The organism is Streptomyces sp. NPDC101152, from assembly GCF_044768275.1.
In the GTDB taxonomy this organism is placed as follows: domain Bacteria; phylum Actinomycetota; class Actinomycetes; order Streptomycetales; family Streptomycetaceae; genus Streptomyces.
This window is the reverse complement of record NZ_JBIWPO010000087.1, coordinates 1-8,693: the sequence shown is the minus strand read 5'-3', so window position 1 is coordinate 8,693 and position 8,693 is coordinate 1. Positions and strand designations below refer to the sequence as shown.

Sequence of the window (8,693 nt, the reverse complement as noted above, 5' to 3'; positions counted from 1 at the left end):
CTTCACCCACCGGGGGCCCGGATACCCCGACCCCGTCCACCCCCGCGGCTTACCCCGCCCCACACCCGCGCGCCCCCCCCCCGTGGGGTGACCGGGGGGGGGGCCGCGCGGTTGTGGTGCCAGTTCCCGGAGGCGTGACGCGCCGAACGGTGCCTGCTTCAGGGCCTCTGAAGAGGTTGTTCCACGAGCAGCGTTTCCGGTCGCTGGAAGAAGGGCCACCGGACGGCCTCGGCCCGGTCCTAGGTTGATCCGGACGACCGAGGTGCGGAAGTACCCACGCGGTTCGGCGCTCCTTCGCGCGATCACTTCCCGCCACGGGCCCCCGAGAGAAGGCGAGAGAATCCGTGATTCCGTCCGAGCGAGGAGCCGACCGGTGGTTGAACGTCGCGGTGGTAGGGGCGACCGGCAACGTCGGCCGTTCCCTCGTCGCCGAACTCGTCGCCCGCGGGCACCGGGTGACCGCCATGGCCATCCATCCGGAACCTCGTCGAGGTGCACCCCTCCGTACGGGCCGAGGAGGCCGATGCCAACGACCATTCTGCGGAGCTGGGAGCACGAGCCGCCGTGCCCGCTCGCGCCCCACCACTGCCGAAGTCCGCAGCCGGATCGGAGCAGCGTTGTCCCGGGCCGGCTTCGACGGCCCGGACGGTGTCAGCACGACTCAGCCGCAGGCTCGGCAGCAAACAGCACCCGTAGTTGCATCTCTTCGCCGGAGGACTGCGTGGCGGGGGGATTCGGTCACCCCCCGCGAGACAGGGCCGTTAGATTTACACTCCCCGTCACCCCGTGACACCCAAGTGAGAAGCCGCACCGGCCTGATCGGCCCGGGCGCAGCTCCTCGAACCGCTGCTCCCCGTCCAGGCGTAGTCTGAGCCGTACCGAGGGCTTTTCGCGCAACGCGACGGGCGGTGCCGTTCCCGGCGAGTGACCACGCGGGCAGCCGTCCTCGGCTCCCGGACGGGACCGCACGATGGAACCCAGTAGAACACCTGCCGAAGACCTGCCCGCGGACGGCGGGCACACCTACCGCATGCCCCTGCCCCGTCTGGCCCTCACCCCGGCAGTCAGCCACGGCCCGCTGGACGGGGCCTGGTGGCCGCGCTGCGACGCGCTCGAACTGGAACTGCCCTCGCTCGTCACCGCGTTGGAGCCGGGCCGGTACACCACGGTGGGAGTCACCGTGGACGCCGCTCAGTGGCCCGACGCACCGCACACGGTGATGGCCCCCGGCCGAGTGATCACCGTGGAACCGGCCCGGTCCGCGGGCGAGGAGCACGTCATCACCCTGGACTGCGAGACCGTGGGACGCTGGGTGCTCCTCGTCGTCCTGCCCCAGGAGCCCGCCGACGAAGCCTTCCGACTGATGAGCGCCGCGGCCGACCCCACACTCCACCTCGGCGCGAGCGCGCTCCTGGCCCGCTGATGGGGGCAAATATCTGTCGGCGCGAAGAGAGAATCAGGTACGGGAGCAGGAATATTCCCCCCTCCATCCGGCGGAGCAGAATTATTTTCGCGGTAGTGACCGTGCGCCGTGCTACTGTTGAGACAGGTTGCAGTTGTGGTTGCCAAAAGGTTCATTTTTCCGGCGGGCTGATCATCACGGCGACACGGAGGACGCACAGGGCGAACTCCGGCACCGTTTCCGAAGGGGAAATGACATGGCTACCGGCACTGTGAAGTGGTTCAACGCCGAAAAGGGCTTCGGCTTCATCGCGCAGGACGGCGGCGGCGCCGACGTCTTCGCCCACTACTCGAACATCGCCACCCAGGGCTTCCGCGAGCTGCAGGAAGGCCAGAAGGTGTCGTTCGACATCGGCCAGGGCCAGAAGGGCCCGACCGCCGAGAACATCGTTCCGGCCTGACCACGGCGCCTACGCGTACTTCGCAGCTGGGGCCCGCACCTTGGGGTGCGGGCCCCAGCTCGCTTCATTTTCAGGGGGATTCACCCCTGTCTTTTTCCGGCTCGTTCTCGCGATTCTCTGCGCTGTTCATCATGCTGCGGGAATTCCTTGATACGCGCCCGCATCGAGGAAGATTCCACATGAACAGAACACGCGTTTCCCGCGCTCAACGCACCCAGCGAACCACGCTCGCCACCCGCCCCTACGACCGATTCGAGGGCTCCACCGCGAACCGCTCCGGCGCCCGGCGCCGCCCCAAGGGCCCGGACCGCCGACAGGCCGCGCCCCGCGGCGAGTTCACGCTGCCCGAGACGATCGAGCCCGCACTGCCTGCCGTCGAGTCGTTCGCCGAACTCGCCATGCCGGCACCGCTGTTGGCCGCGCTCGGCCACGAAGGCGTGAGCGTGCCGTTCCCGATCCAGGCGGCCACCCTGCCGAACTCCCTGGCCGGCCGCGACGTTCTCGGTCGTGGCCGTACGGGTTCCGGCAAGACCCTTGCCTTCGGCCTCCCCGTGCTGGCCCGAACGGCGGGCCGCCGGGCCGAACCGCGGCAGCCGCTCGCCCTGATCCTGGTACCCACCCGCGAACTCGCCCAGCAGGTCACCGACGCGCTCACCCCGTACGCCCGCGCCGTGCGGCTGCGGCTGGCCACCGTGGTCGGCGGTATGTCGATCGGCAGGCAGGCGAACGCGCTGCGGGCCGGGGCCGAGATCGTCGTCGCGACGCCGGGTCGGCTCAAAGACCTCATCGACCGCGGCGACTGCCGACTGCGCGACGTCGCCGTCACGGTCCTGGACGAGGCGGACCAGATGGCCGACATGGGGTTCATGCCCCAGGTCACCGCCCTGCTCGACCAGGTGCGTCCCGGAGGGCAGCGGATGCTGTTCTCGGCCACCCTGGACCGCAACGTCGACCTGCTGGTCCGTCGCTACCTGACCGACCCGGTGGTCCACTCCGTCGACCCGTCGGCGGGTGCCGTCACCACGATGGAGCACCACGTCCTTCATGTGCACGAGGCGGACAAGCACCGCACGACGACCGAGATCGCGGCGCGGGACGGCCAGGTGATCATGTTCCTGGACACCAAGCACGCCGTGGACCGGCTGACCAAGCACCTCCTCGGCAGCGGTGTCCGCGCCGCCGCCCTGCACGGCGGCAGGTCCCAGCCGCAGCGCACCCGGACCCTCGCGCAGTTCAAGAGCGGGCAGGTGACGGCGCTGGTGGCGACCAATGTCGCGGCGCGCGGCATCCATATCGACGACCTCGACCTGGTCGTCAACGTGGATCCGCCCGGCGACCACAAGGACTACCTGCACCGCGGCGGCCGCACGGCCCGCGCCGGCGCGTCCGGCAGCGTCGTCACCCTGGTGACTCCCGGCCAACGCCGTGACATGGACCGGCTGATGGCCTCGGCCGGCATCAACCCGACGATCACCGCGGTGCGCTCGGGAGAGGCGGAACTGAGCCGCATCACCGGCGCCAAGGCCCCGTCCGGCGTCCCGGTCGTCGTCACCGCGCCGGCCGCGGAGCCTCCTCGCCGGGCCGCGTCCGGCGGGTCGGCCGCGGCCCGGAGCCGACGGGGGCGCACCGCCCGCGGCTGGTCCGCGGGGAAGCGCCGCGCAGTATGACAGGTCGCCGGTGGGTCGCCGGTGGCCACGGGCTGCCCGCGCAAAGCCGTCGCGCTCAGAGAATCCGCCCCTACCGGCCTGATGTCCGCGTTCGAGGCCGACGACTGGGCACGAGCCCAGGCCATGCCCGCGGAAGAGGAAATCCGACGGGTCCGGCGCCTCATCCAGCGCGTGAAGTCCGACCTCGACGACCTCACGTCCGAGGACCGCGCCCAGATCGAGCAGGCCGTCAGCCTCGTACGCCGCAGCCGTACCGTTCTGCTCGGCATGCCCCGCGTCGGCCAGCCCCTGCCCGACGTCCGACCACCGAGGACCGCCCCGTGACGACCGCAATGAACGACGGCCGATATGCCGGCACCGACCGCCGACGCCAGCGGGTGGCCAACGCTCTCACGGCGGCGGCCCGTAACGGCTCTCCCATCACCGTTTCCGGCATCGCCCGGCAGGCCGGCGTGGACCGCACCTTCCTCTACCGCCACCGCGATTTGCTCGCCTTGGTCCACACCGCCGAACGCGAGCCCGCCACGTACGCCGCCTCCGGTGCTGCTCCCGTCAGCCGCGCCTCGCTCCAGGCGGATCTCGCCAACGCGCAGGCACGCAACGCCCGGCTCGTCACCCGCGTCCAACAGCTGGAGAAGCGGCTGTCCGCCGCGATCGGGGAACAGCTCTGGCGTGAGTCGGGCCTCTGCGCTGCCAGCGATGTTGAGGAACTCCAGCGGACGATCACCCGCCTGGAACAGCAATCCGTCGATCTGCGAGCGTCGCTGGACGAAGGCCGAACTGGAGGCTGCACGGGCTGCCAACCGGCAGCTGACCCGATCGTTGAACGACCGCGAATGACCAGACCGCCCTCGACGTGCGCTACGACAGCCGCGGAGGCTCCATGGACAGGAGTGAGGCCGTAGGAGGTCGCGCAGTCGGCGGTGGCAGGGCGAGACGCCGCTGCACGCGGGCGGCCAGCTCGGTGATCGTCAGACGGCCATCGAGTCAGGCTTTCCTGGGGGCTGGCTTCGCCGTTGTGGCCGACTCATGTGGTGAGGTCTGCGTCGCGGGCCACGAGGGCGGCTTGGACGCGGTTGCTGACGTCCAGTGCGGTCAGGATGCGGCTGACGTGGGCTTTGACGGTGCTCTCGCGCATGGTGAGGCGGGCGGCGATCTCGGCATTGGTCTCGCCGTGGGCGAGGAGGGCGAGTACGTCGCGTTCGCGGGGGGTGAGCCGGTCGATACGGGCCTGGGCCTGGGCAGCCTGGGGCCGGGTGGTGGCGTGGTAGCGGTCGATGAGGCGGCGGGCCGCTGTGGGGTGGAGCATCGCAGAGCCGGCCGCGACCAGGTGGACGGCGCGCAGGATCTCGGCCGGGTCGGTGTCCTTGAGGAGGAAGCCGTCGGCTCCGGCGCCGAGGGCGTCGTAGACGTACTGGTCGAGGTCGAAGGTGGTCAGGGTGATGACCTTCGGCGGGTGAGGCAGCGCCCTCAGCCGGGCGGTGGCGGTGATGCCGTCCATGCGGGGCATGCGCACGTCGACCAGGGCGACATCGACGCGGTGGGCGCCGGCCTGCTCGATCGCCTGGAGGCCGTCGGCTGCCTGGGCGACGAGGTCGATCTCCGGGTCGCTGTCGAGGAGGTCGGCCAGGCCGAGGCGGACCAGGGCGTCGTCATCGACGATCATTGCGCGGATCATGCGGGAGTTCCGTTCTCTTCCGTGCCGGCCGGGTGGGGGATGCGGGCGGCCAGGCGCCAGGAGCCCCCGCCGGCCGGTCCCACGGTCAAATGGCCGCCGATGGCGCTGACGCGTTCGCGCAGGCCGACGAGGCCGTAGCCGGAGCTGACGGCGGCCGCCTGTCCGGGGGGACCGGCGGGGTTGGTGACCTCCACCAGGGTGGCCGGTGCCCGGTAGTCGATCGTCATGGTCACGGGGGCGCCGTCGGCGTGCTTGCGGGCGTTGGTCAGGGCTTCCTGCGCGATGCGGTACACGGCCAGGCGGTGGGTGGTGGGCGCGTCCTCCGGCCGGCCGTGGATCGTCATGGCGATGGGCTGGGAGGCGGCGCGGGCGTGGTCCACCAGCTGCCGGACGTCTTGGGGAACCGGCGCGGGCACCACGCCGGCACCGTTCGGTGCGGCGCCGGGAGCACGCAGTACACCGAGCACGTCCCGCAGGTCGGCGAGCGCTTCCGTGGAGGCGCCCCGCAGCAGGGCCAGTCGTTCGGCGACCGGTCCGGGCAGGGTGTCGCTGCGGGTGGCCAGCACGCCGGTGTGCAGGGCGATCAGGCTGAGCCGGTGGGCGAGGACGTCGTGCATCTCCGCCGCGATCCGGGACCGCTCCGTGACCCGCGCGGTCTCCTCGCGCAGTTGGGCCTCGACGCGCAGGTGCTCCACATCGGCGGCCAGCGCCCGCACCAGACGGCGGCGGCTGCCGATCCACATGCCGACGACATACGCGAAGGCCCAGAGGAACAGCGCGGTGACGTAGTCCTGCTGGTGCCACAGCCGGGTGGGCGGATAGCCGAGGAGGTTGGCGCCCAGCGCGGCGGCGACGCACAGGACCGCCGCCTTCGTCCGGCGGGCTGCGGCCAGGTCGTACAGGACGACAGCCATCAGCAGCGTGCCGATCCACCCCCACCACGCGGTGACCGCGGTGACCACGATGGGCGCGACGGGCCAGCGCAGTCGCGGCACGAGCAGCACCACCGCGCACGCCACGGCCGAGGCACCGATGGGAACCACATACCGGCCATTGCTGACCAACTGCGCGCCGTTCACTGCGGCGACGCCGGCGAAGAACGTCACGACCGCGCCGCGCCCGACGGCCACCACCTTCGCCTGGATCTTGCTGCTGTTCACCGTCAGAATCCTAGGCGGGCACCCACCGGCCGCCCCTCGACGATCGGCGACGCCCACCCCCTACTTTCGTCGGGGGACGCCGTCGAAGAACGGCGGATCCGCCGCCGGGCGGCGATTCCTAGCGTCATATGCATGGATGACTGGACCACCTCCCACCAACGCGTTCTGGCGCAGCGCGAAGCCGACGGCTGGATGTTCCTGATCGAAGCAGCCCGTGATCTGCGCACCACCGGCGCGATCACACCCAGCGGCAAAGCCCTCGCCCGCGCCCTGACCGACCCCGTGCGGGCCCAGGCGTCCCGTCCGCTGGCCGTCCTGGAAGCCGGCGCCGGCACCGGCCCCATCACCCGGGCCCTGATACCCCAACTCTCCCGGGGCAGCTGCCTGGACATCGTGGAGGCCAACCCCCGCTTCGCCGCCCAGTTGCACCGCCTCATAGCCGCGCACCCGGACCTGGTGCATGCGCCGGGACGGGTGAGCGTGCACGAGACGTTCGTCGAGGAGCTGGAGACCGATCAGCGCTACGACGTCATCGTCTCCGGCCTGCCCTTGACCAACTTCGCCCCCGCCCAGGTCGAGCGGATCATGGCCCGCTACATGGACCTGCTGCATCCTGGCGGCACACTCACCTACTTCGCCTACGTCGGCACCCGCAGGGCACGCGCCCTGACCGCCTCCCGGGCCGAAGCACGCCGTCACGCCGCGGTGGACGAGGTCATGGCCGCCTACCAGCGCGCCTACGCCACCGGCCGCTGGACGGTCTGGGCCAACCTGCCCCCCGCCCACGTCTGGCACCTGCGCCGCCCCCTCGTGTCCGCGGAACCCTCCGAGCAGCCTCTCGCCGGGGCACGGCCGTGAACGCGGTCTCCGACATCCTCAGCCACCTCCCGGCGATCGCGGTCTACGCGATCGTGGCCACCGCGGTGCTCGCCGAATCGGTCCTGCTGGTGGGCGCGTTCATCCCCACACTGACCCTGCTCCTCACCGCAGGCGCACTCGCCCGGACCGGGCACATCAGCCTGCCCCTGATCATCCCCGTGGCGGCCGGCGCCGTCGTGGCCGGAGACTTCCTCGCCCACCGCACCGGCCGCTTCCTCGCCGACCGACTGCGCACCGGCCCGGCGGGCCGCCGCATCCCGCCTGCCCTCTGGACACGGGCGGAGACGCTGATGGCCCGCCACGGCGGCCGCGCCGTCTTCCTGGCCCGATTCATCCCCGTGGTCCGCACCCTTGCCCCCCACTGCGCGGGCGCCGCCCATCTGCCCTACCACCGCATCGCGCCGTACAGCGTCACCGCGGCCTGCGTCTGGGCAACCGCAGAGGCATCCGCCGGATACGCAGCCGCCTCCTCCCTCCAGCACGTGCTCACCCTGGCGGGCCCCGCCGCGGCCGTACTCGTCCTGACCGCGACCGCAGCCGTGCTCGCAGTGCGGCGAAGCAGACCGCACCAGAAGGAAGGAGCGGCCTGACCGTCCACGCGTGCCGGTCGGCCCGCAACTGCAGAATCCGCTGATCACCAGGTGTACTGGACGCTCAGGCTGGCCCGCCGTCGTCGTCCTCGTCCAGCCCGTGCGCGTCCGGGTCGCGCAGCGGGCGCAGGGCACCGACGGCGGGCCGCCAGCTATACACGCTGGACTTGACAGAGAAAGCATCCGCGACGACGGGGCGACACGCTGCTGGAACGACTCACATCCACCAAGGTCGCCCAGCTCGACGGCGCCGCGGTCGCTCATGAATTTTGCGAAGGCGTCGGGATCGGTGTTGTTGTACGAGGCCGGAGCCTTCAGGCCCGTCGGCAGGGCGTCGTCCTTGCGGACGGACCAGGTCCAGGTGGCGATGGCGTTCTTCTGGACGGCCTGGGAGTCGAGCCAGCTCAGGAAGAGCTCGGCACCGGCCTGGTGCGGTGCGCGCTTGAAGATAGCGCCGCGCTGGGCCCAGGAGTTGAAGCGCTCGGAGTTGGAGAAGACCTGGTTGCCGTTGGGCCGGGCGTCGCCGCCGACGGCGATGGAGGCTAGCCTCAATACCGCGACGGGCACACCGAGACCTGGTGGGCCGCCGATGCCCGCCTGGGCGGCTACGGCGCCCATTCGCCCTGCCGACTGGTCGTGGCCACCACCGACCCAGCCAGCCTGCCGGAGAAGGCCACCTGGTACCTGGCCACCAACCTAATCCCCTTGTAGCAGCAGGTCCGCGAAGCTTCGGCTCCTTCGGATCTGTTCGAGTACTGGGGCCGTTGACATCTTGTTTCAGCCCGGCAGGCCATGTCTTCCTGCAGAGCGGTGCAATGTCCTGGTGCTCGTGGTGGGGGTCCCGTGGGCGCCAAGCG

The 8,693-nt window shown here is 71.1% G+C and carries 9 protein-coding genes; 7 read left to right on the top strand and 2 right to left on the bottom strand.

Going from position 1 to position 8,693, the window contains the following annotated elements; translation table 11 throughout:
• Window positions 1–970 precede the first annotated feature (970 nt).
• From ACIRVK_RS43510 to ACIRVK_RS43490, 5 genes are all read left to right on the top strand, one after another.
• Entirely contained in the window at window positions 971–1,423 is a 453-nt protein-coding gene (locus ACIRVK_RS43510; RefSeq protein WP_404257397.1) for a DUF5994 family protein, read from the top strand.
• A 235-nt stretch (window positions 1,424–1,658) separates the two neighbouring features.
• Window positions 1,659–1,862: a cold-shock protein gene (locus ACIRVK_RS43505; protein WP_133044118.1), complete on the top strand. Its 204-nt coding sequence runs from the start codon at window positions 1,659–1,661 to the stop codon at window positions 1,860–1,862.
• 179 nt (window positions 1,863–2,041) lie between these two features.
• Window positions 2,042–3,529, top strand: a complete 1,488-nt coding sequence (locus tag ACIRVK_RS43500; protein ID WP_404257394.1) for a DEAD/DEAH box helicase — start codon at window positions 2,042–2,044, stop codon at window positions 3,527–3,529.
• Between the two features lie 81 nt (window positions 3,530–3,610).
• Entirely contained in the window at window positions 3,611–3,853 is a 243-nt protein-coding gene (locus tag ACIRVK_RS43495) for a transposase (protein ID WP_404257392.1), read from the top strand.
• Window positions 3,850–4,434 carry a DUF6262 family protein gene (locus tag ACIRVK_RS43490; RefSeq protein WP_404257390.1) on the top strand — a complete coding sequence of 195 codons (585 nt, stop codon included), beginning with the start codon at window positions 3,850–3,852 and terminating at the stop codon, window positions 4,432–4,434. Before ACIRVK_RS43495 ends, ACIRVK_RS43490 begins: the two co-directional genes overlap by 4 nt.
• A 122-nt stretch (window positions 4,435–4,556) precedes the next feature.
• Here the strand turns inward: ACIRVK_RS43490 and ACIRVK_RS43485 are convergent, their stop codons facing one another.
• Together ACIRVK_RS43485 and ACIRVK_RS43480 are read right to left on the bottom strand one after the other, a co-directional pair.
• Window positions 4,557–5,207, bottom strand: a complete 651-nt coding sequence (locus ACIRVK_RS43485) for a response regulator (protein WP_404257388.1) — start codon at window positions 5,205–5,207, stop codon at window positions 4,557–4,559.
• Window positions 5,204–6,367, bottom strand: a complete 1,164-nt coding sequence (locus ACIRVK_RS43480) for a sensor histidine kinase (RefSeq protein ID WP_404257386.1) — start codon at window positions 6,365–6,367, stop codon at window positions 5,204–5,206. Before ACIRVK_RS43480 ends, ACIRVK_RS43485 begins: the two co-directional genes overlap by 4 nt.
• Window positions 6,368–6,499: 132 nt before the next feature.
• Here ACIRVK_RS43480 and ACIRVK_RS43475 point away from each other — a divergent pair, with 132 nt between their 5' ends.
• Window positions 6,500–7,225: a class I SAM-dependent methyltransferase gene (locus ACIRVK_RS43475; RefSeq protein ID WP_404257384.1), complete on the top strand. Its 726-nt coding sequence runs from the start codon at window positions 6,500–6,502 to the stop codon at window positions 7,223–7,225.
• Window positions 7,222–7,836 (top strand): DedA family protein, encoded by a 615-nt coding sequence (locus ACIRVK_RS43470; protein ID WP_404257382.1) that lies wholly within the window; start codon window positions 7,222–7,224, stop codon window positions 7,834–7,836. Before ACIRVK_RS43475 ends, ACIRVK_RS43470 begins: the two co-directional genes overlap by 4 nt.
• Window positions 7,837–8,693 lie beyond the last annotated feature (857 nt).